This is a genomic window from Kitasatospora sp. NPDC022785, from assembly GCF_055561295.1.
In genome coordinates, this window is the sequence record NZ_JBVHHB010000008.1 from 252,643 (window position 1) to 275,664 (window position 23,022).

The window sequence follows — 23,022 nt, forward strand, 5'->3', positions numbered from 1 at the left end:
GCGGCAGTATCGGCGGATGGAACGCCTGCTGATTCCGCGAGACGTCAGGGACCTCCCCAAGGCCCACCTGCACCTGCACTTCACCGGCTCGATGCGACCCGCCACCCTGCTGGAACTGGCCGACAAGCACGGCGTCCGCCTGCCGGAGGCTCTCAGCTCCGGCGAGCCGCCCCGGCTGCGGGCCACCGACGAACGCGGCTGGTTCCGCTTCCAGCGCCTCTACGACACCGCCCGGTCCGTCCTGCGGGACGAGTCCGACATCCGCCGGCTGGTCCTGGAGACCGCCGAGGACGAACGCCGGGACGGCTCCCGCTGGCTGGAGATCCAGGTCGACCCGACCTCGTACGCGCCCCGGCTCGGCGGCCTGATCCCCGCGCTGGAGCTGATCCTGGACGCCGTCCGGCACGCCGCCGAGGTCACCGGCGTCGGCATCCGCGTCCTGGTCGCGGCCAACCGGATGAAGTCCCCGATGGACGCCCGGACGCTGGCCCGGCTGGCCGTCCGGTACACCGACCAGGGCGTGGTCGGCTTCGGCCTCTCCAACGACGAGCGGCGCGGCCTCGCCCGGGACTTCGACCGGGCCTTCGACATCGCCCGCAGGGGCGGGCTGCTGGCCGCCCCGCACGGCGGCGAGCTGGCCGGCCCGGAGTCCGTCCGGGACTGCCTGGACGACCTCGGTGCGGGCCGGATCGGCCACGGCGTCCGGGCCGCCGAGGACCCCCGGCTGATGCAGCGGCTGGCCGACCGTCAGGTCACCTGCGAGGTCTGCCCCTCGTCCAACGTCTCGCTGGGCGTCTACGAGCGGGCCGAGGACGTCCCGCTGCGCCGGCTGTTCGACGCGGGCGTGCCGCTGGCGCTGGGCGCCGACGACCCGCTGCTGTTCGGCACCCGGCTGGCCGCCCAGTACGACCTGGCCCGCGACGTGCTGGGCTTCGACGACGCCGAACTCGCCGAGCTGGCCCGCCAGTCGGTGCGCGGCTCGCGCGCGCCGGAGAGCACGCAGAAGGAGCTGCTGGCGGACATCGACACCTGGCTGGCGGACGCCCCCTAGGGACGCCCGCTAGAGCTTGACGCCCACCATGACCGGCTCGTTGACCAGCTCGACGCCGAACGCCGCCCGGACACCGTCGCGGATCTCCCGGGCCAGCGCCAGCAGGTCCTCGGCGGTGGCCGCGCCGCGGTTGGTCAGGGCCAGGGTGTGCTTGGTGGAGAGGGTGGCCGGACCGCTGCCGTAGCCCTTGCCGAAGCCCGCCTTGTCGATCAGCCAGGCGGCCGAGGTCTTGGTGCAGCCGTCCGGCGCCGGGTAGGCGGGGGCGGTGAGGTCGCGTTCGGCGGCCAGGGCGAGGAAGGCGTCGTACTGCTCGGCGGTCAGTACCGGGTTGGTGAAGAAGGATCCCGCCGACCAGGTGTCGTGGTCCGCCGGGTCGAGCACCATGCCCTTGCCCGCGCGCAGCCGCAGCACGGCGTCATAGGCCGTGCGCAGCGCGACCGGCTCGCCCTGCTCGACGCCCAGGTGCCTGGCGGTCTCGGCGTAGCGGACCGGGGTGGAGAGCCCGCCGTTGTCCGCCAGGGCGAAACGGACCCGCAGCACGACGTGGCGGTCCGGGTCGGCCTTGAAGCGGCTGTGCCGGTAGGAGAACTCGCACGCGGCGCCGGAGAGCGTCACGACCTCGCCGGCCCGGCGGTCGTAGGCGACCACCTCGGTGACGGACTGCGCCACCTCCTGGCCGTACGCGCCGACGTTCTGGACGGGCGTGGCGCCGGCCGAGCCGGGGATGCCGGCCAGGAACTCGATGCCGGCCAGGCCGTGCTCCACCGTCCGGGCCACCGCCTCGGCCCAGACCTCGCCGGCGGCCAGCTCCAGGGTGGTGCCGTCCAGCGCGAAGCCGGTGGTGGCGATGCGCAGCACCGTCCCGGCGAAGCCGGCGTCGCCGATCACCAGGTTGGAGCCGCCGCCGATGACCAGCAGCGGCTCGCCGGCGGCGTCGGCCTCGCGGACGGCGGCGACCACCTCGTCATCGGTGGTCGCGGTCACCAGGCGGCGGGCCGGACCGCCGAGGCGGAGCGTGGTCAGCGGGGCGAGGGGGGCGTCGAGTTCTACCAGCACGCCCCCAGCGTACGGGGAGGAGCGGGGGCGGCCCCTCCCCCGTACGCGTCCTCGGGGGCGGGGCAGGCCCCCGTCGTGCGCTCAGGCCAGCCGGACGACGGCGCGGGACATGCCCAGCACCTTCTGGCCGCCGTAGGTCGCCACCAGGTCGACCTGGACCTTCCGGTCGTCCAGCAGCTTGGCCACCTTGCCGGTGACCTCGATCACGGAGCCGACCCCGTCGTTGGGCACCGGCACCGGACGGGTGAACCGCACGCCGTACTCGACCACGGCTCCCGGGTCGCCGACCCAGTCGGTGACCACCCGGATCGCCTCGGCCATGGTGAACATGCCGTGCGCGATGACGTCCGGCAGGCCCACCTCCTTGGCGAACTTCTCGTTCCAGTGGATCGGGTTGAAGTCGCCGGAGGCGCCCGCGTACTGCACCAGCGTGGCGCGCGTCACGGGGAAGGACTGCGCGGGCAGCTCGGTGCCGGCCGCGACCTCGTCGAAGCTGATCGCCATGGCGTTACTCCCCCGCCTCGTCGGCGGCCCGGGCCACCAGGGTCATGACCGACGTCACCACGTGCTCGCCGCTGGCGTCCGACACCTCGCCGCGCACCGTGAGCACGTCGTTGCCGGCGAGCGACTTGATGTTGTCGATGGTCACGGCGACCGAGAGGCGGTCACCGGCCCGCACCGGGCGGGTGTAGGCGAACTTCTGGTCGCCGTGGACCACGCGGCTGTAGTCCAGGCCCAGCTCCGGGTCCTGGACCACCTGGGCGGCGGCCCTGAAGGTCAGCACGAACGGGAAGGTCGGCGGGGCGATGACGTCCTGGTGGCCGAGCGCCTTGGCGGCCTCCGGGTCGGTGTACGCCGGGTTGGCGTCACCCACGGCGACCGCGAACTCGCGGATCTTCTCCCGGCCGACCTCGTACGGCTCGGTGGGCGGGTACGTCCGCCCGATGAAGGAGGGGTCGAGTGCCACGGGCAACTCCTCGAAAGTCCGGTGGATGACGAAAAAGACTCCGGGCCGCACCCAGAGAGGGTGCGGCCCGGAGTCGAAGACCTGAATCACACAGGCCCGGCGCCCTGCAACAGGGTCAGCGGGTCTCGCGGTGCGCGGTGTGCGAGTTGCAGCGGGGGCAGTGCTTCTTCATCTCAAGACGGTCCGGGTCGTTACGCCGGTTCTTCTTGGTGATGTAGTTCCGCTCCTTGCACTCCACGCAGGCCAGCGTGATCTTCGGGCGGACGTCGGTGGCAGCCACGGGAGTGCCTTCCTTGGACAATGAATAAGAACACAACAAGAGTAGCCGACCGGGAGTGCGATCTCCCGACCGACTACGCGGGGTAGCGGTGACCGGACTTGAACCGGTGACACAGCGATTATGAGCCGCTTGCTCTACCAACTGAGCTACACCGCCACAGTGATCCGGAGCACAGCCGAAGCTGACTCCTTTTCACCAGAGCCCCCATGCGGAATCGAACCGCAGACCTTCTCCTTACCATGGAGACGCTCTACCGACTGAGCTATAGGGGCGAACGAGGAAGAGATTACACGTTCCGCGCCCAGAGGTGAAATCCGTATCCCGACGCGAAGACCGCAGGTCGGCGGCGTGCACGGACGAGCGATCGAAGGCCGGGTGTTCGAACGGCCCTCCGGCGGCGCGGCCCGACCCGATACGACTATTGCCCGCCTCCCGGCGCCCCGCGCCCGCGCGCCATAGGCTCGTCGCTCATTGATCGGGACGGGCCGGGCAACTCGACGGGCCAGCGAGAAGGAGCCGGGCGATGGACAGCGCAGCCGCCGACGGGCCGCACTCCGGGCCCGGCCCGGCGGCCAACCCGCTCGGGCACGGCCCCGTCCTGCTGCTCACCGACGCCCGGCTCGTCGACGGCCGGGTGGTGGACGTACGGATCAGCGGCGACCGGATCCAGGCCGTCGGCACCGCCGGCAGCCTCGGCCCGCTGCCCGCCCTCCCCGGCGCCCCCACGGCCACCACCGGCGCCCGGATCGACCTCAAGGGCTACCTGCTGCTGCCGGCCCCCGCCGAGGCGCACGCCCACTACGACGTCGCCTTCGCCGCCGCCCTGCCCACCCCGCCGCCGGAGACCCCCTCCGACCTCACCCGGCGGGTCACCGAGGCCGCGCTCACCTCGCTCGGCTACGGCGCCACCGCCCAGCGCACCCACGTCCGGATCGGCGACGTGCACGGGCTGCGCAGGCTGGAGGCGGTGCTCACCGCCCGGCAGGCGCTGCGCGGGCTCGCCGAGCTCCAGGCCGTCGCCATGCCCCGGCTGCTCACCGGCCGGGCCGGGGCCGACGGCCGGGCCCAGCTGCGCGACGCGCTCAAGCTGGGCGCCACGGCGGCCGGCGGCTGCCCCGAACTCGACCCGGACCCGGCCGGGTACGTCCAGCTGCTGCTGGAGGCCGCCCGGGAGGCGGACTGCCCGGTCGACCTGCACACCACCGGCGCCGACCCGGCGCAGCTGGCCCGGCTGGCGAGCGCGCTGGCGCCGCTGCGTCCGCGGGTGGTGCTCGGCCCGTGCGGGTCGCTGGCTCCGGGCGCCCCGACGGTGCTGGCCACCAGTGGCGTCCGGGTGGTCTGTCTGCCGCAGAACGGCTGCTGCACCGGGCTGGAGGGCCGGCCGGGCGGCCTGCGGCCGGGGCTGCTGCGCGAGCTGGTGGACGCCCGGGTGCCGCTCGCGGCGGGCAGCGGCGCGCTGCGCGACCCGGCCAACCCGGTGGGGCGGGCGGATCCGCTGGAGGCCGCGTACCTGCTGGCGGCGGGCGGGGTGCTGGCTCCGGAGGCGGCGTACGACGCCGTGGCCAACCAGGCCCGCGCGGCGCTCGGGCTGCCGCCGGTCCGGGTGGACGCCGGGTTCCCGGCGGAGCTGCTGGCGGTGCGCGGGGACAGCCTGGCGGGTGCTCTCGCGGGCGGGCACAGCCGGCTGGTGGTGCACAGCGGACGGGTGGTCAGCCGGACCAGTGCGGTGCGGGAGTTCGCCGACACGGTGGTGCTGGCGCTGCCCCGGCAGTCGGGCAGCGCGGGCGGGGGCTGACATGGACGGTGATTCGGGGACGATTGGCGCTGGGCCGCACGCCCCCCTCACCTGTCGGCTACCTCGGGTGGCGGCTCTGGAGAAGCCCCAGGCACCCCCACGTGACTCCTCCACCCCGCGAGCGGGGCGGCTTCTCACTCAGGTCCGTAGGCCCTCGTGACGGCCAAGCCCTGCCCACTGCCCGGAGGCAGGATCACAGAACGAGTGAGCGACGGGGTCGCGCTTGCCACGCCCATATGTGACCCCGGCTGACCGGCATGGGCGTACGTTGCCTGCCAATGACCGGTCTGCTGGCAATCCGTAGAGATGACGTCTGGTCAGGGCTCGTACCGGTAGCCGATGCCGGGCTCGGTGATCAGGTGGCGCGGCCGGGCCGGGTCGCGTTCCAGCTTGCGGCGCAGCCCGGCCAGGTAGACCCGCAGATAGTTGCCGTGCCCCTCCTGCGCCGGGCCCCAGACCTCGCGCAGGATCTGCCGTCCGGGCACCAGCCGGCCCGGGTTGGCGAGCAGCAGGGCGAGGATCCGCCATTCGGTCGGGGTGAGCCGGACGGGGCCGTCCGGGCCGGTCACGGTGGTCGCGGCGAGATCCACGACATGGTCGCCGATCACCGGCGCGGCCGGGGCGGGGGTGCCGGGCAGCCGGCGCAGCACGGCGCGCAGCCTGGCCAGCAGTTCCTCCATCAGGAACGGCTTGGTGAGGTAGTCGTCCGCCCCGGCGTCGAGCGCGTCCACCTTGTCGGCGGCGCCGGAGCGGCCGGAGAGCACGATGATCGGCACGTCGCTGCGGCTGCGCAGGCCCCGGATGACGTCCATGCCGTCCAGGTCGGGCAGGCCGAGGTCGAGCAGGACGGCGTCAGGCGCGGTGTGCGCGGCGCGGTTCAGGGCCTCGCCGCCGCTGGCGGCCGTCCGGACGGCGTACCGGCGGGCGCTGAGGTTGATCCGCAGGGTGCGCAGCAGCGCCGGTTCGTCGTCGACGATCAGGATCTCACTCATGCGGCGCCCCTCCCGGACGGTCGTCGTGAACGGTCTGCGCGGCGGGCAGGGTGAGCAGCATGGTGGTGCCGCCGCCGGGGGTGTCCTCGACCTCCAGGCTGCCGCCCATGGCCTCGGCGAGGCCGCGGGAGAGGGCGAGGCCGAGGCCGACACCGGTGGTGTTGTCGGTGTCGCCGAGGCGCTGGAAGGGCAGGAAGACGCGGTCGCGGTCCTCGGGGGCGATGCCGGGGCCGCGATCGATAACGCGGATCTCGACCCGGCCCTGGTGGTGGCTGGCGGCGACCAGGACGGGGGCGCCGGGGGCGTTGTGCCGCAGCGCGTTGGTGATGACGTTGGCGAGGACGCGTTCCAGCAGCGGCGGGTCGACCAGCACGGCCGGCACCGCGTCCAGGTCCAGCGGCTGGACCGGCGCGTACGGGTCGGGGAGGGTGTCCAGCGCCCGGGGCAGGATCTCGTCGAGGTGGGTCTCGGCGAGGTGGAGGGTGAGCGCGCCGGCCTGGAGACGGCTCATGTCGAGCAGGTTGTCCACCAGCCGGGTGAGCTTGACCAGGGACTCGTCGGCGGTGGCCAGGAGTTCGGCCTGGTCCTCGGGCGAGAACTCGACGTCGGGGCTGCGCAGTGAGCCCACCGAGGCGAGGGCGGCGGCCAGCGGGGTGCGCAGGTCGTGGCTGACGGCGGCGAGCAGGGCGGTGCGCATCCGGTCCGCGGCCTTGATCGGCTCGACCTCGGCGGCGGCCACGGCGAGCCGGTCGCGTTCCAGCGCGGCGGCGACGTGCGCGGCGAAGGCGGTGAGCACGCGCTGGTCGGCGGCGGGCAGCCGGCGGCCGGTGAGGACGAGCACCGCGTCGGCGCCGACCGGGATCTCGGTGGTCTCCGCCGGCTCGCCGCTCCGGACTCCGTCCTCCCGGCCGGTCCGAACGTCTCCGGCCCGGCCGTCGTCGGTCCGGCCGTCGTCGTCGCAGCGGGCCAGCACCTCGCCGCCGGTGCGTTCCAGCAGGGCGACGGAGTCCATTCCGAAGGCCGTCCGTGACTTCTCCAGCAGGGCGGGCAGCGCGTCGGCGCCGCGCAGCACGCTGCCGGCGAGGGTGGAGAGGGTCTCGGCCTCGGCGGTGGCCCGGGCGGCCCGGGTGGTGAGCCGGCTCGCGTGGTCGACCACGGTGGAGACGGCCAGCGCGACGGCGGCGAAGACGACCAGCGCGACGATGTTGTTGGTCTCGCCGATGGTCAGGGTGTGGACGGGCGGGATGAAGAAGTAGTTGAGCAGCACCGAGGCGACGACCGAGGCCAGCAGGGCGGAGGTGGCGCCGCCGAGCAGGGCGACGATCACCACGCCGAGCTGGAAGATCAGCGCGTCGGTGGTGAGGTTGACGGTGCCGTGCGCCTGCGAGAGCAGGGCGGTGAGCAGCCAGGGCAGCACCAGCCCGGCGAGGTAGCCGGCGATGGTGCGGCGTTTGGAGTGGCGGCGGCCGAGCGAGGGCAGCCGGCCGCGGCCGGTGAACTCGTGGGTGACCATGTGGACGTCGATGTCCTCGGAGGCGTCCACCGTGGTCTCGCCGATGCCGGGGCCGGTGAGGAAGCGGGTGATCCGGCCGCGCCGGCTGGTGCCGAGGACGAGCTGGGTGGCGTCGTGGGCGCGGGCGAAGGCGAGCAGCGCGGTGGGGATGTCGTCGCCGACGACCACGTGGTAGCTGCCGCCGAGGGTCTCGACCAGCTGCCGCTGCTGGGCGAGCGCGCCGGCGGAGGCGCCGGCCAGGCCGTCGCTGCGGGTGACGTGGACGGCGAGCAGGTCGCCGCCGGCGGTGCGGTCGGAGATCCGGGCGGCGCGGCGGATCAGCGTCTCGCCCTCGGGGCCGCCGGTGAGGGCGACCACGACGCGTTCGCGGGTCTCCCAGACGCGGTCGATGTTGTGGCTGGCCCGGTAGTCGCGCAGCCCCTCGTCGACCCGCCCGGCCACCCAGAGCAGGGCGAGCTCGCGCAGGGCCGTGAGGTTGCCGACCCGGAAGTAGTTGGAGAGCGCGGCGTCCACCTTCTCCGCCCTGTAGACGTTGCCGTGGGCCATCCGGCGGCGCAGCGCCTGGGGGGCCATGTCGACGAGTTCGATCTGGTCGGCCCGGCGGACCATCTCGTCCGGGACGGTCTCGCGCTGGGGGATGCCGGTGATCTTCTGGACGACGTCGTTCAGCGATTCCAGGTGCTGGACGTTGACGGTGGTGATGACGTCGATCCCGGCGTCGAGCAGCTCCTCGACGTCCTGCCAGCGCTTGGCGTGCCGGCCGCCGGGGATGTTGGTGTGCGCCAGCTCGTCCACCAGCGCGACCGTGGGCTTCCGCCGCAGCACCGCGTCGAGGTCCATCTCGTCGAACTCGGCCTCGCGGTAGGAGCGGTTGAGCCGGGGAACGGTCTCCAGGCCGGTGAGCATGGACTCGGTGTGCCGGCGCCCGTGGCACTCGATGAAGCCGACCACGACGTCCGCGCCGCGCTCCTGTCTGCGCCGGGCCTCGTCCAGCATCCGGTAGGTCTTGCCGACACCGGGGGCGGAACCGAGGTACACCCTCAGCCGGCCGCGGCGGGGGCCGGTGCCGGGGGTGAGGTCGCGGGCCATGGGCGCTGCTCTTTCGTCTTCTTCGTACGAGGGTCAGGGCGTACGTCGGCCGACCCGGGTGCGGGGTGGTGCCCCGGCCCGGGTCGGCCCGTCTCACTGGTCCAGCCGGTCGGCCGTCACTTCTGCCTCCGTCATTTCTGCTGGGCCAGAGCCTTGTTGAGCAGGACGACGTTGACGCCCTCCTGGCCGAGGAAGCCGAGCGAGGGGCCCTCGGTGTACTTCTCGATGAGCTTGTTCAGCGTCTCGGGCGAGACGTTGCCGCGGGTCTTGGCGACCCGGTCGGCCTGCTCCTTGGCGTAGGCGACCGAGATGTGCGGGTCGAGGCCGGAGCCGGAGGCGGTGACCGCGTCCACCGGCACGGTCGCCGGGTCGACGCCGTCGAACGCGGCGACGGCCTTGCGCCGCTCCTCGACGGTCTTGGTGAGGTCCTCGCTGTTCGGGCCCTGGTTGGAGGCGCCGGAGCTCTTCGGATCGTGGGCGCCGGGCCGGGGCTGGAACCACTGCGGGTCCGGCTTGGCCTCCTCGTTCGCGTCGTCCCCCGTTGTCGAACCGGAAGGGTTCTGCTTCGGCAGGTCGTAGTTCTGGCCCAGCAGGCTGGAGCCGGTCTCCTTGCCGTCGGCGGTCTTCACGATCGAGCCGTTGGCCTTCCCGCTGAAGGCGGCCTGGCCGATGCCGGTGACCAGCAGCGGGTAGGCGAGGCCGAGGATCACCGTCATCACCAGCAGCATCCGCAGCGCGGTGAAGTGCGTGCGCACGGTGGTGGGCAGGGGCTTGGACATCTGGGGTTCTCCTCTCTCAGCTCAGACCGGGGATGAACTGGACGACGAGGTCGATCAGCTTGATCCCGACGAAGGGGACGACCAGCCCGCCGAACCCGTACAGCCCGAGGTTGCGGCGCAGCAGCGAACTGGCGTCGGACGGACGGTACTTGACGCCGCGCAGGGCGAGCGGGATGAGGCCGACGATCACCAGGGCGTTGAAGATGATCGCCGAGGTGATGGCGGACTGGGGGCTGTGCAGGCCCATGACGTTGAGCTTGTCCAGGCCCGGGTAGACCGCCGCGAACATCGCCGGGATGATCGCGAAGTACTTCGCGACGTCGTTGGCGATCGAGAAGGTCGTGAGCGCGCCGCGGGTGATCAGGAGCTGCTTGCCGATCTCGACGATCTCGATCAGCTTGGTCGGGTTGGAGTCCAGGTCGACCATGTTGCCGGCCTCCTTGGCCGCCATGGTCCCGGTGTTCATCGCGACACCGACGTCGGCCTGGGCGAGGGCGGGGGCGTCGTTGGTGCCGTCACCCGTCATCGCGACCAGCTTGCCGCCGGACTGCTCCTTCTTGATCAGGGCCATCTTGTCCTCGGGGGTGGCCTCGGCGAGGAAGTCGTCCACGCCCGCCTCCTCCGCGATCGCCTTGGCGGTCAGCGGGTTGTCGCCCGTGATCATGATGGTCTTGATGCCCATCCGGCGCAGCTCGTCGAACCGCTCCCGCATGCCCTCCTTGACCACGTCCTTGAGGTGGATGACCCCCAGGACCTTGGCCGGGTCCGCACCCGCCTTGGTCGCCACCACCAGCGGGGTGCCGCCGGCCGCCGAGATGCCGTCCACCAGGGTGGAGACCTCGTCGGTGACGGTTCCGCCGTTGTTCGCCACCCAGGTGGTGACGGCGGCGGCGGCGCCCTTGCGGATCTGGTGCAGGCCGCCCGCGCGTCGCCCGCCCGAGTCGCCGCGCCCCACGACGTCCGATTCGTCCAGGTCGACGCCGGACATCCGGGTCTGCGCGGTGAACGGCACCCAGGTGGCGTGCGTCAACTCGCCCTGCGCACGCGCCCGCAGGCCGTAGCCCGTCTTGGCGAGGACGACGATCGAGCGGCCCTCCGGGGTCTCGTCGGCCAGCGAGGAGAGCTGGGCGGCGTCCGCCAGCTCCTCGGTGGAGACGCCGGTGGCGGAGAGGAACTCGGCGGCCTGACGGTTGCCGAGGGTGATGGTGCCGGTCTTGTCGAGCAGCAGGGTGTTGACGTCGCCGGCCGCCTCGACGGCCCGGCCGGACATCGCCAGCACGTTCCGCTGGACCAGCCGGTCCATGCCGGCGATGCCGATCGCGGAGAGCAGCGCGCCGATCGTGGTCGGGATGAGCGCCACGATCAGGGCGACCAGCACGATCGTCGACTGCGGGGCGCCCGCGTAGGTGGCCATCGGCTGGAGGGTGACGACCGCGACCAGGAAGACGATGGTCAGCGAGGCCAGCAGGATGTTGAGCGCGATCTCGTTCGGCGTCTTCTGCCGGGCCGCGCCCTCGACCAGGGCGATCATCCGGTCGATGAACGACTTGCCCGGCTCGGAGGCGATCTTCACCACGATCCGGTCCGAGAGCACCTTGGTGCCGCCGGTCACCGCGCTGCGGTCACCACCCGACTCGCGGATCACCGGAGCCGACTCACCGGTGATCGCCGACTCGTCGACGGACGCGACGCCCTCGACGACGTCACCGTCGCCCGGGATGATCTGCCCGGCCTCGACCACCACGTGGTCGCCCAGCCGCAGCGCCGTCCCGGAGACCTCCTCCTCCGCCTGACTCTTCGGCCAGTCGAGCAGCCGGCGGGCCATGGTGTCGGTCTTGGTCTTGCGCAGGGTGTCCGCCTGCGCCTTGCCGCGGCCCTCGGCGACGGCCTCGGCCAGGTTGGCGAAGATCGTGGTCAGCCAGAGCCAGACGGTGATCGACCAGGCGAACACCGACGGATCGGCCATCGCGGCGACGGTGGTGACCACCGAGCCGACCTCGACCACGAACATCACCGGGTTCTTCACCATCACCCGGGGGTCGAGCTTCCTCACCGCGTCGGGCAGCGACGAGACGAGCAGCTTCGGGTCCAGCAGGCCGCCGGAGACTCTGTGCGGCGCCGCGGCGGGCGCCTCCGGCAGCGGGGCCGGCTTCTCGGTAAGGGTGGACGACATCAGGAGAGACCTTCCGCGATCGGCCCGAGGGCCAGGGCCGGGAAGTAGGTGAGGCCGACGACGATCAGGACGACGCCCGACAGCAGGCCCACGAACAGCGGCTTGTGGGTGGGCAGGGTGCCCGGGGTGGCGGGGACGGGCTGCTGCTGCGCGAGCGAGCCGGCCAGCGCCAGGACGAACACCATCGGCAGGAAGCGGCCGAACACCATCGCCAGGCCGATCGCGGTGTCGTACCAGTCCGTGTTGACGGTGATTCCCGCGAACGCCGAACCGTTGTTGTTCGCGCCCGAGGTGAAGGCGTACAGCACCTCGGAGAAGCCGTGCGCACCGGAGTTGAGCATCCCCGCCCGCTCGCCGGGCAGTGCCATCGCCACACCCGTGCCGACCAGCACGATCGTCGGCGTGGTCAGGATGTACAGGGAGGCGAACTTCATCTCCCGCCCGCCCAGCTTCTTGCCCAGGTACTCCGGGGTGCGGCCGACCATCAGACCGGCCACGAAGACCGCGACGATGGCCAGCACCAGCATCCCGTACAGGCCCGAACCGGTACCGCCGGGCGCGATCTCGCCCAGCATCATGTTGAACATCGTCAGCCCGCCACCGAACGGCGAGTACGAGTCGTGGAAGGAGTTCACCGCACCGGTCGACGTCAGCGTCGTGGACGCCGCGAACAGGCCGGAGGCCGCGATGCCGAACCGCTGCTCCTTGCCCTCCATCGCCCCGCCGGCCGCCTGCATCGCCGCACCGGAGTGCTGGGCCTCGAAGAAGGTGATCAGCGCGACCGAGGCCACCCAGAACAGGCCCATCACCGCGACGATCGCGTAGCCCTGGCGGTGGTCGCCCACCATCTTGCCGAAGGCCCGCGGCAGCGCGAACGGGATCAGCAGGATGAGGAAGATCTCCAGGAAGTTGCTGAGACCGGTCGGGTTCTCGAACGGGTGCGCCGAGTTGGCGTTGAAGAAGCCGCCGCCGTTGGTCCCCAGCTCCTTGATGACCTCCTGCGAGGCCACCGGTCCGCCCGGGATCGCCTGCGGGTCTCCGGCCAGGGTCGCGACCTCGTGGAAGCCGTGGAAGTTCTGCACCACGCCGGTCGCGATCAGGGCGACGGCGAAGACGACCGAGATCGGCAGCAGCAGGCGCAGGGTGATCCGGGTGAGGTCCACCCAGAAGTTGCCCAGCCGGTCCGTCCGGTTGCGGGTGAAACCGCGGATGAACGCGGCCACGATCGCGATGCCGACCGCCGCCGAGACGAAGTTCTGCACCGCCAGGCCCGCCATCTGCACCAGGTGCCCCATCGCGGACTCGCCGCTGTAGGACTGCCAGTTGGTGTTGGCGACGAACGAGATCGCGGTGTTCCAGGCCTGGTGGCCGGGCATCTGCTCGACCCCGAGGTTCAGCAGCAGGTGGCCCTGCAGCCGGATCAGGCCGTAGAGGAAGAGCACGGAGACGGCCGAGAAGGCCAGCACCGAGCGCAGGTAGACCGGCCAGCGCTGGTCGGCGTCGCCGTCCACGCCGATCACCCGGTAGATGCCGCGCTCGGCTCTGAGGTGCTTGGAGGTGGTGAGGACACGGGCGATGTAGTCGCCCAGGGGGCGGTAGCACAGGGCCAGGGCGCCCACCAGGGCGATGACCTGCAGCCAGCCCGCGAGAGTGGAGCTCATGTCAGAACTTCTCCGGGTAGATCAGCGCCACGACGAGGTAGCCGACGAGGGCGACGGCCACGATGAGACCTGCGACGTTCTCGGCGGTCACAGCTTCTCCACCCCCCGCGCGATCAGGGCGATGACGGCGAACACGGCGACCGTGACACCGACGTAGATGAGATCCGACATGGGCTCCACCACAGTGGTTCGGAGGTGGCCGCGGCCGGCCCTCGACGGGCCCGGTGCGGCACCGGCGGAGGGCCGGCAGAGCCAGCAAAGCGCCCTCACGGGGCGTTACCGCCGTTCTTGACGCCCTCCATACGGCGCCCGTTCGATTGTTGACGAGGTCCATACGGGGGCGTCCCCGCGCGGCGCCCGTGTCCGGGCACGTGAAGGGCCCCGGACAGCGGTGCTGTCCGGGGCCCGGCCGGCTGCCCGTCAGGCGTTCTCGGGCGCCGGCAGCTTCTCGTACTCCGACCTCGCCGCCGGCTCGCCGCGGCGCACCGCGCCCGGGGCACGGCGGGACGGGTGGTACGCCTTGGTGGAGGAGGTCAGCTGCCACGGCACGCTGATCACCATCACGCCGGAGGTGAACAGCAGCCGGCTCTTCAGCCAGAGCGCCGACTGGTTGTGCAGCAGGTGCTCCCACCAGTGCCCGACCACGTACTCGGGGATGAAGACCGCCACCGCCTCCCGCGGGCTGCTCCGGCGGTACTCACGGACGTACTGGACGACCGGCTTGGTGATCTCCCGGTAGGGCGAGTCCAGTACCTTCAGCGGCACCTGGACGTCCAGTTCCTCCCACTGCCGCTCCAGCTCCTGGGTGGCGTCGCTCTCCACCGCGACGGTCAGCGCCTCCAGCGAGTCCGGCCGGAACGCCTGCGCGTAGCCGAGCGCCCGCAGGGTGGGCTTGTGCAGCTTGGAGACCAGCACGATCCCGTGCACCCTGGACGGCCGCACCGACTCCTCCCGCGGGTCGTCCACCGCCAGTTCCTCGGCCACGCTGTCGTAGTGCCGGCGGATGCCGCGCATCATCACCCAGAGCACGATCGCCGCGACCACGGCCAGCCAGGCGCCCTGGGTGAACTTGGTCAGCAGCACGATCACCAGCACCAGCGCGGTGGTGACCGCGCCGAACGCGTTGATCACCCGGGAGCGCTGCGCCGAGCCCCGGACGGCCGGGTCGGTCTCGCTGCCGAGCACCCGGTTCCAGTGCTTCACCATGCCGATCTGGGAGAGCGTGAAGGAGGTGAAGACGCCCAGGATGTAGAGGTGGATCAGGCTGGTGACGTCCGCGCCGTACAGCCAGAGCAGCCCGCCGGCCACCACCGCGAGCGCGATGATGCCGTTGGAGAAGGCGAGGCGGTCGCCGCGGGTGTGCATCTGCCGGGGCAGGTAGCGGTGCTCGGCCAGGATCGAGGCCAGCAGCGGGAAGCCGTTGAACGCGGTGTTGGCCGCCAGGATCAGCACCAGCGCGGTGACGGCCTGGATGAAGTAGAAGAGGAAGCTCTGGTCCCCGCCGAAGATCGCGGCCGCCAACTGGGCGATCACGGTCTGCTGCGGCGCGGTGTGGCAGTCCCCGGGGAAGCCGGTCAGCTGGCAGGCGTCGTCGGTGATGTGCACCTTGGCCATCAGGGCCAGCGCGGTGATACCGACGAACATGACCACGGCCGTGGTGCCCATCACGGCCATCGTGGCGGCGGCGTTCTTCGACTTGGGGGCCCGGAACGCCGGCACGCCGTTGGAGATCGCCTCGACGCCGGTCAGCGCCGTACAGCCGGAGGCGAACGCCCGCAGGCCCAGCATCAGCAGGCCGAGCCCGGCCAAGGTGTCCTTCCCGTCCACCGGCAGGATCCCGTACGAGGCGCTGGCCGCCACCGGGGTGTCCCCGAAGGCCGCCTTGATCAGGCCGGTGACCACCATCAGCACGATGCCGCCGATGAACAGGTACGTCGGCGCCGCGAAGGCCTTGCCGGACTCCCGGACCCCGCGCAGGTTCATCGCCGCCAGCAGGACGACGAAGCCGACCGCCAGCTCGACCCGGTAGTCGGCCAGCGAGGGCAGCGCCGAGATGATGTTGTCGACGCCCGAGGCCACCGACACCGCGACCGTCATCACGTAGTCGACCAGCAGTGACGCCGCCACCACCAGGCCGGAGTTGGCGCCCAGGTTGCGGGACACCACCTCGTACGAGCCGCCGCCGCTCGGGTAGGCGTGCACGACCTGGCGGTACGACATCACGACGACCGCCATCAGCGCGACCACACCGGCCGCGACCCACGGGGTCAGGTACAGGAAGGCGGTGCCACCGACGGTGAGCACCAGCAGGATCTCCTGGGTCGCGTAGGCGACCGAGGAGAGCGGGTCGGAAGCGAAGATCGGCAGGGCCAGCCGCTTGGGGAGCAGCGTCTCGCCCAGCTCCTCGCTGCGCATGGCCTTGCCGATCACTAGGCGCTTGAGCGCCTGGGGCACGTTGAACACATGGGCGAGCGTAAGGGTCTGAAACGGGCTGGCAATAAGCCTCGGCGGAGTGTCCCGCGGGCCCGGCACGCCCATTGGGCGGAGTGTTCCCGCAGGTCGAAGCCGCTATGTGCGGGCCGTACCGGGCCGGTCGGGGGCGTTTCGAGGGCATTGAGCCCCCCCGTTAAGACATCGTCAAGATATGACGATCGGATCGAACATTTGGGACATATGTCATCAATTCGCCTCCGCTGTCCCGGTGCGCTACATCCGCATCCGGAGCCGGCAGACCACCGCGTCGGTGTGGCGGCGCAGGGCGCGGTCGATGACGGCGCCGCGCCGGTTCTGCAGGGCGCGCTGCCAGGGGCGGGCCGGTTCGACCTCGGGGATCAGGACGGTGAGGCGGTCGTAGGCGTGCTCGGTGGCGAGGTCGTTGACGAGGGCGGCGATCGGCGGGCCGAGCCGGCGGTGGCCGTCGGGGATCTCCACCAGCGGCACCCCGGGCTGCCAGAGCTCCCAGTCCCGGCGCAGCGCCTCGGCCTCGGCGCCGTCGTGGACGACGGTGACGGCCATGACCTCGTCGCCGAGGGAGAGGGCGGCGGAGAGGGCGTCGCGGGTGAGGCGGGTGATCGCGGTGACGGGGACGACGACCAGGCTGCGCTGCGGGGTGAGGGGGCCGGGGATGCGGCCCAGCTCCAGGCGTTCGCCGATCCGGGCGTAGCTGCGGTGGATCGCCTCGAAGAGGGCGACGAGCAGGGGCAGGGCGAGGCAGATGCCCCAGGCGCCCTCGGTGAACTTGGTGCCGGTGACGACGACGGCGGCGATGCCGGTGAGGAGTGCGCCGAAGCCGTTGAGGGCGGCCTTGGCGTGCCAGTGGGCGGGTTTGTGCTGGGACCAGTGGCGGACCATGCCGACCTGGCAGACGGTGAAGCCGACGAACACCCCGATCGCGAACAGCGGCACCAGGCTGTTGACGTCCCCGCCCGAGCCCACCAGGAGCACGGCGGAGACCGCGGCGAGGAACAGGACACCGTGGCGGTGGACCTGGCGGTCGGCGCGCAGGGCGAAGACGTGCGGGAGGTGGTTGTCGCGGGCGAGGAGGTGGAGCAGGACGGGCAGCCCGCCGAAGGAGGTGTTGGCGGCCAGTCCGAGGAGCACGACGGTGGCGAACTGGACCAGGTAGAAGCCGGCGCCGTGGCCGAGCGAGGCGTCGGCGAGCTGGGCGAGGACGGTGACCCCTTCCACCGGCTGGAGGTGGAAGCGGCCGATCAGCACGGCCAGTCCGATCAGCATCACGCCCAGCAGCGCGCCGAGCGCGACCTCGGTGCGCTGCGCGCGTTTGACGCCGGGGGTGCGGAAGGAGGGCACGGCGTTGGCCACCGCCTCCACGCCGGTCAGCGCCGAGCAGCCGGCCGCGAAGGCCTTGAGCAGCAGCAGGGCGCCCACGGCGGTGGCATTGCCGGCCAGCGCGGAGGCGTGGCCCTCGGCCGCGGCCGTGCTCGCCGGCGCGTCCCGGAACAGGCCCACCACGATGATCGCCAGGATCGAGAGCACGAAGACGGCGGTGGGTGCCATGAACCAGCGCGCCGACTCCGCGATCCCCCGCAGGTTCACCGCCGTGACCAGCGCCAGCACGCCCAGGCAGAGCCAGACCCGGTCGCCGTACAGGCCCGGCACCGCCGAGGTCAGCGCCGCCACCCCGGCCGTCACCGACACCGCCACGTTCAGCACGTAATCGATCACCAGCGACGCCGCCGCGGTCAGCGCCGTCCGCCGCCCCAGATGCGCCTTGGCCACCGCGTACGAGCCGCCGCCATCCGGGAACGCCGCGATCACCTGCCGGTACGACGCCACCAGCACCGCCAGCAGCACCGCGATCGCCACCGTCACCGGCACCGTGAACCCGAGCCCGTACGCCCCGGCCGCCGCCAGCACCAGCACGATCGACTCCGGCCCGTACGCCACCGATGCCATCGCGTCCAGCGACAGCGCCGCGAGCCCGCCCAACGCACTCAGACGGTGCCGCTCGTCCGGCCCCGCCCCGGTATCCGGAGGCTCGGGCTCGGCGGTGACGGCCGGGGTGGCGACGGGGCTGGACATCTGAACGGAACCTCCGCAGTCGGGCTGTTGCCCCCGATCCTGCGGGCCGTCCGGCCCCTCACCCCTGTCCCCCTACGCATTCCTGACGCCCCGGCGGGCACCCTTGACGCCCCGTTGACGAGCGCGGGGAGGTGATGGACGGGGCGGGGAGGTGATGGACGGGGGCGGGCGGACCGTTGTCCCGGCGGGCGCCGGTTGGGAAGACGATCAGCTCGTACGGAGGACTCCCGGCGCATGCTGACACGTCCGGGATGCTCAGCGGGGAGGCTGAAAGGCCCAGCCCACCCCCTGGGGAACACTTTGCTGCCTTCAAGACGTAATTGCAAGCAATGCGCAATAACGCCCGGACCACCCCTGCGCTACCCTCCGCACATGAACCGTCACCCCGAGCCACTCCTTCTCGTCGACCTCGACCACACCCTGGTCGAACGCGACGGCGCCGCGGATGCCTGGGCCCCCGCCTTCTGCACCACCCACGGCCTTCCCGCCGAAGCCGCCCCCACCGTCTTCGCCCTGTACCGCGCCGACCGCTCCCCCGGCGGCTTCACCCGGATCGCCGACCGCTACGGCCTCCCGCACTCCGGCCGGACCCTCTGGGACGCGCACGTCGCCCAGGAGGCGGCCCGCACCCACCTGCTCCCCGGCGTCCCCGACGCCCTCGCCACCCTCCGCGAGGCCGGCTGGACCATCGGCGTCGTCACCAACGGCAGCACCGACATCCAACGCGCCAAACTCGCCCGCACCGGCCTGATCGACGCCGTCGACGCCGTCTGCGTCTCCGAGGAGGCCGGTGCCCGCAAACCCGCCCCCGAGATCTTCCGCCTCGCCGCCGCCCGCCTAGGCCGCCCGCTCACCCCCGCCGCCTGGATGGTCGGCAACAACCCCGCCACCGACATCCGCGGCGCCCACGCCGCCGGCCTCCGCTCCATCTGGATCACCCCGGCCCCCGCGCCGCTGCTCCCCCCGTCCCACCCCGCCCCCACGCACACCGCCCCCGACACCCCCGCCGCCGTCGCACTCCTCCTCGCCATCCCCTGACCCCGGCCCAGCCCCCTGGCCCGGCGAACCAGTGGTCGAACCTGGCGAAACCGCGCGCATGCTGAACGCGCCGGCGGTCAAGCTCGACGGTGGGAAGGCCGCCCCGTCCGTCATCCTCCGCAAGCGCCGGATCCTGCACCACGTCCTCGGCCACGCGGTCTCGCACGACACCCGGGGGCTGAAGCACCGGGCCGAGAAAGCCACCCGTCCCGTGCCCATTCCGCCGGAGCTGGTGGCGCTCCTCCGGGAGCACGTGGATCAGTACGGCACGGCGCCGGAAGGAAGGCTGTTCCGCACGTCCCGCGACGGGATGGTGCAGGAAAGCAGCTACCGCGCGATCTGGGCGAAGGCCCGCGCGCGGGTCCTGGGCCCGGCCGACCTTGCGACGCCGCTTGCCAAGCGCCCGCACGACCTACGCCACGCGCGCGTCTCGCTCTGGCTGAACTCCGGGGTGGACGCCACCGAGGTGGCCCGGCGAGCCGGCCACAGTGTGGCCGTCCTGCTTCGGGTGTACGCCAAGTGCATCCACGGGGCCGAGGACCACGCGAACGACCTGATCTCCCAGCGGCTCCAGCGCAGGGCTCCCTTGCCGACCGGCCCCTGCTCCTGGTCCGTGTCTGGTCCGTACGCCCTGGTCAGGGCCGGGATTCAGGCGAGCCGGGGTGAGACAAACCCACCTAAATCGCCCCCTGGACTCCATGCCCTTTCGAACAAAACAGAACCGGCCCTGAACCACGTTTCCGCAGTTCAGGGCCGGTCTGGTAATCCAGTGGCTGGTGCAGGGTTCGAACCTGCGTAGCTTGCGCGACAGATTTACAGTCTGCTCCCTTTGGCCGCTCGGGCAACCAGCCAGGATTGGTGTCTCGCGGGGGCTTGCCCCGTTCGACTTCGTAAACGATACCCGATGCCGGGGGGTGGTTCGCCACTCGATTGGTCACGTGATGATCAAGGGGTGTGGCGTGGCTGTCGGGGGCGGGGGCGGGGTGCGGCTGGATAGGCTTGGGTGGCGGACGTCCGGTGGGGCGGGCCGTGTCAGTGAAGCCACAGCATCAAGGAGACCAACACCCATGGCCGACTCCAGTTTCGACATCGTCTCGAAGGTCGAGTGGCAGGAGGTCGACAACGCGATCAACCAGACCTCCCGTGAGATCGCCACCCGCTTCGACTTCAAGAACGTCGGCGCCGAGATCAGCCGCTCCGGCGAGACGATCGAGATGAAGGCCAACGGCGAGGAGCGGGTGAAGGCCGTGCTGGACGTGCTGCAGAGCAAGTTCATCAAGCGCGGCCTGTCGCTGAAGGCCCTGGACGCCAAGGAGCCGCAGCTGTCCGGCAAGGAGTACAAGATCTTCGCGGACGTGAAGGAGGGCATCTCCCAGGACGATGCCAAGAAGGTCGCGAAGATCATCCGGGACGAGGGCCCGAAGGGCGTGAAGGCCCAGGTGCAGGGCGACGAGCTGCGGGTCAGCTCGAAGAGCCGTGACGACCTGCAGACCGTGCAGGCCCTGCTCAAGGGCAAGGACCTGGACTTCGCGCTCCAGTACGTGAACTACCGCTGACCCCTGCGGTGCGCGCGGTGAGGCCCCGGTCCCGGGTTCGGGGCCGGGGCCTCTCGCATCGGCGGGTCAGCCGGCGGCGGGCCGGGGGTGGGCGGCGGCGAGGCGGGCCGCGGCCACGGTGTCCGCGAGGGACTGGGCCTGCGCCTGGAGGGAGGCGAGTTGCTCCGAGCGGCTCGGCGCGCCGGCGCCGGGGAGCGTCGGCGGGGCCGGGGCGGTCACCGGCGGTGCCGGCAGCTGGCCGAGCAGACCCTGCAGGATGGCCTGCAGCGAACCGACCAGCTGCTGCACGACGCCGAGGTCGGGGAGGGAGGACGTCAGGGACGAGACCAGGCCGGTCACCGTGCTGACGAGGTCACCGACCGTCCCGAGCAGCGCGGTCGGGTCGGGGGTGGCCGGAAGGGCCGGGGCGGCCGGCAGGGCGGGCGCGTCGGGCGCCGGTGCGGCGACCGGGGGCACCGTGACGGGCAGCGGCACGTCGGCCGGGCGGGCGGGGACCGCCGGGACCGCGGAGAACCCGGGGACGGCCGACAGGGCCGACAGGCCCGGGACGGCGGCGGAGACGGGGGTGCTTCGGGGGGCCGCGGCTTCGTTGCCGGCGGCGGTGGCGGACGCCGTGGCGACCGGGGTCAGCACAAGGGCTGCGGTCAGCGCGGCGGCCGTCCAGGTGGCACGCATGGGTGTTGCTTCCTCTCGATGCGAAACAGGCGAGATCGCCTGATTCACACGGTGGGGCAGGCCAGTTGGCCCAGCCACCGCACGTACGCCGAACGGGCCGGACGGTGGGCAACACGCGGGGACACACCGGAAGGAGCGGCTAGCCGGCCGCCGCCCAGTGGGCGGTGCTGGAGTGGGCGGGCAGTCCGACGGCCTCGAACTCGTCGGTGCAGCCGCCCTCCACGCGGGCGCCGATCCGGCGCAGGGCGCGGGATATCGGGCTGCCCTCGGGCGGGAAGGGCTCGAACTCGGCGCTGGTGAGCGGGCCGAGGTCGAGGTGGCCGTCGGCCCAGACGGCGGCGCGCTGGATGCCGGTACCACCGAAGTAGTCGGCCTCCACGCAGGCGATCGGGCCGGCCTTGGACCAGGCGGCGACACGGAGCCCGAGCCCGTCCGGGAACCACGCGAAGCCGGCGGTTCCGCCCGATGCCCCGATCCCGCCGCCGAGTTGGAGGGCGGACAGGAAGGCGGGGGTGGCCGGGATGAGGGCCAACCCCTGGGCCAGCGGGCTGAGGTGGGCGACCGGCACCTCGGCGGCGGCCACCGCGAGCAGCTCCGCCGAGCCGATCAGCGCCTGAAGTTCGTATGGCATTCAGTCATCCTGAACCACGGCACTGACACTCCGCCCGGCATTTACGATTCCGTGCCTGGAAGGGAATCGCCCCCGGCGGGCGGCTCCGCCCGGAAGCCGTAGAGCAGGGTGAGGACGGTCACGTCCACCGCGTCCTCCGCCACGCTCCGCTCCTCGCTCATCAACTCGTCGAAGATCTCGCCGAGTTGGCTGCGGAGCCGGACCAGCCGGGCCGGGTCGAGCCGGAGCGAGAAGTCGGCGAACAGGCTCTGCGTCCCGGTGACGCTGGCGCCGCTGCTGCCGGGCGGGGCCGTCACCGTCTTCGCCGCGCTGTTCGTGGTGGGGCTGGGGACGCCGACGCTACGGGTGATGATCGACCTCCTGGTGTTCCGCCGGGTCTCGGACGAGCCGCGCGGGCGCGTGGTCTCCGCGACCATGACGCTCCTCACCGTCGGCATGCCGGCCGGGATGCTCGGCAGCGGACTGCTGCTGGACCACCTCTCCCCCGCCGTCGCACTGGCCACGGTCGCCGCGCTCGCCGCCGCCCTGCTGCCCGCGACTGCCGGCCGGACGCTGCGCCGCCCCACCTGGCCGGCCACGTCCTGACCGCGGCGCGCCGGTCACGGGGCCTGAGCGCTTGGCCCAACCGCTGGGCCCGACCGCTGGGCCCGACCGCGGGGCCGGGCCCCCCGCCCACCGGCCGTCACGGAGCCCCGCGTAAGCCGGACCTCCGACACGGGCCCCTGACACCCACTCACCCATGCGGGTGCACGCGGCATGCGACGCGCCGGGCAACCGGGTGAAACTGGCCGAGTACGGCCGGCCCACCCTCCGGGGAGCTCCCGGCCGGGCGACGGGGCCGCACCCGAGGAGGACTCTCATGGGTTCCATGGACGCACCCTCGCCCGGCCGGGGCAGCCCGGGCGGTCCGACCACCACCCGGGAGCGCGGCGAGGCGGTGGCCGCCCGGACGGCCGGCGCGCCACGGATGTCCCGGCCGGCCCTGGCGCCGATGACCACCGGCCCGGTGGGCCGGCCGGCGCTCCGCCCCGACCATGGCGGTGTACGGCCCGGCCGGCGTCTTCCTCCACCGCGTCCCGGCGGTCGTCTCCCCGCCTCCGACCGCGCTGGTCTCCGCCGAGCCGGTGTCCGGCCGGGAGGGCGGGGTCCACCGCCGGGTGCCGGAGGTCCTGTCGAAGCCGCTCGGCTCCCTCACCGTCCGGCGCCGGTCCGCGATGACGTTCC

The 23,022-nt window shown here is 72.4% G+C and carries 21 protein-coding genes and 3 tRNA genes; 6 read left to right on the forward strand and 18 right to left on the reverse strand.

Annotated elements, in window-relative coordinates:
- The first annotated feature begins 16 nt into the window (after window positions 1-16).
- Entirely contained in the window at window positions 17-1,051 is a 1,035-nt protein-coding gene (locus ACZ3YO_RS16110) for an adenosine deaminase (protein WP_465569539.1), read from the forward strand.
- A 9-nt stretch (window positions 1,052-1,060) separates the two neighbouring features.
- Here ACZ3YO_RS16110 and ACZ3YO_RS16115 read toward each other — a convergent pair whose 3' ends face one another.
- The 6 genes from ACZ3YO_RS16115 to ACZ3YO_RS16140 all read right to left on the reverse strand — a co-directional run bounded on the left by ACZ3YO_RS16115 (window position 1,061) and on the right by ACZ3YO_RS16140 (window position 3,626).
- Complete coding sequence (locus tag ACZ3YO_RS16115; protein WP_396321547.1) at window positions 1,061-2,104, reverse strand: UDP-N-acetylmuramate dehydrogenase; 1,044 nt, start codon at window positions 2,102-2,104, stop codon at window positions 1,061-1,063.
- Between the two features lie 84 nt (window positions 2,105-2,188).
- Window positions 2,189-2,611 carry a MaoC family dehydratase gene (locus tag ACZ3YO_RS16120; RefSeq protein ID WP_405360177.1) on the reverse strand — a complete coding sequence of 141 codons (423 nt, stop codon included), beginning with the start codon at window positions 2,609-2,611 and terminating at the stop codon, window positions 2,189-2,191.
- A gap of 4 nt (window positions 2,612-2,615) precedes the next feature.
- The gene (locus ACZ3YO_RS16125; protein ID WP_148644350.1) at window positions 2,616-3,074 is read right to left on the reverse strand and encodes a MaoC family dehydratase N-terminal domain-containing protein; all 459 of its coding nucleotides are present in this window, start codon (window positions 3,072-3,074) and stop codon (window positions 2,616-2,618) included.
- A gap of 115 nt (window positions 3,075-3,189) precedes the next feature.
- Window positions 3,190-3,354: a 50S ribosomal protein L33 gene (gene rpmG / locus ACZ3YO_RS16130; RefSeq protein ID WP_006604855.1), complete on the reverse strand. Its 165-nt coding sequence runs from the start codon at window positions 3,352-3,354 to the stop codon at window positions 3,190-3,192.
- A gap of 83 nt (window positions 3,355-3,437) precedes the next feature.
- Window positions 3,438-3,510 (reverse strand) — tRNA-Met (locus ACZ3YO_RS16135).
- A gap of 43 nt (window positions 3,511-3,553) precedes the next feature.
- Window positions 3,554-3,626 (reverse strand) — tRNA-Thr (locus tag ACZ3YO_RS16140).
- A 251-nt stretch (window positions 3,627-3,877) separates the two neighbouring features.
- On the opposite strand from ACZ3YO_RS16140, the gene ACZ3YO_RS16145 reads away from it, so the two are divergent.
- Complete coding sequence (locus ACZ3YO_RS16145; RefSeq protein WP_465569542.1) at window positions 3,878-5,149, forward strand: amidohydrolase family protein; 1,272 nt, start codon at window positions 3,878-3,880, stop codon at window positions 5,147-5,149.
- A gap of 317 nt (window positions 5,150-5,466) precedes the next feature.
- Here the strand turns inward: ACZ3YO_RS16145 and ACZ3YO_RS16150 are convergent, their stop codons facing one another.
- The 8 genes from ACZ3YO_RS16150 to ACZ3YO_RS16185 form a co-directional block, all read right to left on the reverse strand.
- Window positions 5,467-6,141 (reverse strand): response regulator, encoded by a 675-nt coding sequence (locus ACZ3YO_RS16150; RefSeq protein WP_465569544.1) that lies wholly within the window; start codon window positions 6,139-6,141, stop codon window positions 5,467-5,469.
- Entirely contained in the window at window positions 6,134-8,743 is a 2,610-nt protein-coding gene (locus ACZ3YO_RS16155; protein WP_465569546.1) for an ATP-binding protein, read from the reverse strand. The genes ACZ3YO_RS16150 and ACZ3YO_RS16155 overlap by 8 nt, the downstream gene beginning before the upstream one ends.
- Before the next feature lie 131 nt (window positions 8,744-8,874).
- Window positions 8,875-9,522, reverse strand: coding sequence for a K(+)-transporting ATPase subunit C (gene kdpC / locus ACZ3YO_RS16160; protein WP_465569547.1), 648 nt, complete (start codon window positions 9,520-9,522; stop codon window positions 8,875-8,877).
- A 16-nt stretch (window positions 9,523-9,538) separates the two neighbouring features.
- Complete coding sequence (kdpB, locus tag ACZ3YO_RS16165) at window positions 9,539-11,695, reverse strand: potassium-transporting ATPase subunit KdpB (protein ID WP_465569549.1); 2,157 nt, start codon at window positions 11,693-11,695, stop codon at window positions 9,539-9,541.
- Window positions 11,695-13,356: a potassium-transporting ATPase subunit KdpA gene (kdpA, locus tag ACZ3YO_RS16170; protein WP_465569551.1), complete on the reverse strand. Its 1,662-nt coding sequence runs from the start codon at window positions 13,354-13,356 to the stop codon at window positions 11,695-11,697. The genes kdpB and kdpA overlap by 1 nt, the downstream gene beginning before the upstream one ends.
- 1 nt (window position 13,357) lies before the next feature.
- Window positions 13,358-13,447, reverse strand: a complete 90-nt coding sequence (kdpF, locus tag ACZ3YO_RS16175) for a K(+)-transporting ATPase subunit F (RefSeq protein ID WP_465548966.1) — start codon at window positions 13,445-13,447, stop codon at window positions 13,358-13,360.
- A 329-nt stretch (window positions 13,448-13,776) separates the two neighbouring features.
- On the reverse strand, window positions 13,777-15,771 hold the full coding sequence (locus ACZ3YO_RS16180) for an APC family permease (protein ID WP_465569622.1): 1,995 nt from the start codon (window positions 15,769-15,771) through the stop codon (window positions 13,777-13,779).
- A 291-nt stretch (window positions 15,772-16,062) separates the two neighbouring features.
- Window positions 16,063-17,898 (reverse strand): APC family permease, encoded by a 1,836-nt coding sequence (locus tag ACZ3YO_RS16185; protein WP_465569553.1) that lies wholly within the window; start codon window positions 17,896-17,898, stop codon window positions 16,063-16,065.
- A gap of 372 nt (window positions 17,899-18,270) precedes the next feature.
- Here ACZ3YO_RS16185 and ACZ3YO_RS16190 point away from each other — a divergent pair, with 372 nt between their 5' ends.
- Entirely contained in the window at window positions 18,271-18,936 is a 666-nt protein-coding gene (locus ACZ3YO_RS16190; protein WP_465569555.1) for an HAD family hydrolase, read from the forward strand.
- A gap of 58 nt (window positions 18,937-18,994) precedes the next feature.
- The gene (locus ACZ3YO_RS16195) at window positions 18,995-19,735 is read left to right on the forward strand and encodes a hypothetical protein (RefSeq protein ID WP_465569557.1); all 741 of its coding nucleotides are present in this window, start codon (window positions 18,995-18,997) and stop codon (window positions 19,733-19,735) included.
- On the opposite strand, the gene ACZ3YO_RS16200 is transcribed toward ACZ3YO_RS16195, so the two are convergent.
- Window positions 19,707-19,787: transfer RNA gene (locus ACZ3YO_RS16200), tRNA-Tyr, on the reverse strand. The genes ACZ3YO_RS16195 and ACZ3YO_RS16200 overlap by 29 nt on opposite strands.
- A 216-nt stretch (window positions 19,788-20,003) precedes the next feature.
- Here ACZ3YO_RS16200 and ACZ3YO_RS16205 point away from each other — a divergent pair.
- On the forward strand, window positions 20,004-20,492 hold the full coding sequence (locus tag ACZ3YO_RS16205) for a YajQ family cyclic di-GMP-binding protein (RefSeq protein ID WP_465569559.1): 489 nt from the start codon (window positions 20,004-20,006) through the stop codon (window positions 20,490-20,492).
- Window positions 20,493-20,558: 66 nt separating this feature from the next.
- Here ACZ3YO_RS16205 and ACZ3YO_RS16210 read toward each other — a convergent pair whose 3' ends face one another.
- The 3 genes from ACZ3YO_RS16210 to ACZ3YO_RS16220 all read right to left on the reverse strand — a co-directional run bounded on the left by ACZ3YO_RS16210 (window position 20,559) and on the right by ACZ3YO_RS16220 (window position 22,094).
- Complete coding sequence (locus tag ACZ3YO_RS16210) at window positions 20,559-21,167, reverse strand: hypothetical protein (protein WP_465569561.1); 609 nt, start codon at window positions 21,165-21,167, stop codon at window positions 20,559-20,561.
- A 139-nt stretch (window positions 21,168-21,306) separates the two neighbouring features.
- Window positions 21,307-21,798 carry a hypothetical protein gene (locus tag ACZ3YO_RS16215; RefSeq protein WP_465569563.1) on the reverse strand — a complete coding sequence of 164 codons (492 nt, stop codon included), beginning with the start codon at window positions 21,796-21,798 and terminating at the stop codon, window positions 21,307-21,309.
- 41 nt (window positions 21,799-21,839) lie between these two features.
- The gene (locus ACZ3YO_RS16220; protein WP_465569564.1) at window positions 21,840-22,094 is read right to left on the reverse strand and encodes a hypothetical protein; all 255 of its coding nucleotides are present in this window, start codon (window positions 22,092-22,094) and stop codon (window positions 21,840-21,842) included.
- Between ACZ3YO_RS16220 and ACZ3YO_RS16225 the strand changes: the two genes are divergently transcribed.
- Entirely contained in the window at window positions 22,057-22,383 is a 327-nt protein-coding gene (locus tag ACZ3YO_RS16225) for a hypothetical protein (RefSeq protein WP_465569566.1), read from the forward strand. The genes ACZ3YO_RS16220 and ACZ3YO_RS16225 overlap by 38 nt on opposite strands.
- Window positions 22,384-23,022: the final 639 nt, after the last annotated feature.

Bases quoted from the DNA above. Each gene is read 5' to 3' on its own strand.
- ACZ3YO_RS16110 (WP_465569539.1), top strand. From the start codon at position 17: ATGGAACGCCTGCTGATTCCGCGAGACGTCAGGGACCTCCCCAAGGCC.
- ACZ3YO_RS16120 (WP_405360177.1), bottom strand. From the start codon at position 2,611: ATGGCGATCAGCTTCGACGAGGTCGCGGCCGGCACCGAGCTGCCCGCG.
- ACZ3YO_RS16145 (WP_465569542.1), top strand. From the start codon at position 3,878: ATGGACAGCGCAGCCGCCGACGGGCCGCACTCCGGGCCCGGCCCGGCG.
- ACZ3YO_RS16150 (WP_465569544.1), bottom strand. From the start codon at position 6,141: ATGAGTGAGATCCTGATCGTCGACGACGAACCGGCGCTGCTGCGCACC.
- ACZ3YO_RS16155 (WP_465569546.1), bottom strand. From the start codon at position 8,743: ATGGCCCGCGACCTCACCCCCGGCACCGGCCCCCGCCGCGGCCGGCTG.
- kdpC (WP_465569547.1), bottom strand. From the start codon at position 9,522: ATGTCCAAGCCCCTGCCCACCACCGTGCGCACGCACTTCACCGCGCTG.
- kdpB (WP_465569549.1), bottom strand. From the start codon at position 11,695: ATGTCGTCCACCCTTACCGAGAAGCCGGCCCCGCTGCCGGAGGCGCCC.
- kdpA (WP_465569551.1), bottom strand. From the start codon at position 13,356: ATGAGCTCCACTCTCGCGGGCTGGCTGCAGGTCATCGCCCTGGTGGGC.
- ACZ3YO_RS16180 (WP_465569622.1), bottom strand. From the start codon at position 15,771: ATGCGCAGCGAGGAGCTGGGCGAGACGCTGCTCCCCAAGCGGCTGGCC.
- ACZ3YO_RS16185 (WP_465569553.1), bottom strand. From the start codon at position 17,898: ATGTCCAGCCCCGTCGCCACCCCGGCCGTCACCGCCGAGCCCGAGCCT.
- ACZ3YO_RS16190 (WP_465569555.1), top strand. From the start codon at position 18,271: ATGAACCGTCACCCCGAGCCACTCCTTCTCGTCGACCTCGACCACACC.
- ACZ3YO_RS16195 (WP_465569557.1), top strand. From the start codon at position 18,995: ATGCTGAACGCGCCGGCGGTCAAGCTCGACGGTGGGAAGGCCGCCCCG.
- ACZ3YO_RS16205 (WP_465569559.1), top strand. From the start codon at position 20,004: ATGGCCGACTCCAGTTTCGACATCGTCTCGAAGGTCGAGTGGCAGGAG.
- ACZ3YO_RS16210 (WP_465569561.1), bottom strand. From the start codon at position 21,167: ATGCGTGCCACCTGGACGGCCGCCGCGCTGACCGCAGCCCTTGTGCTG.
- ACZ3YO_RS16215 (WP_465569563.1), bottom strand. From the start codon at position 21,798: ATGCCATACGAACTTCAGGCGCTGATCGGCTCGGCGGAGCTGCTCGCG.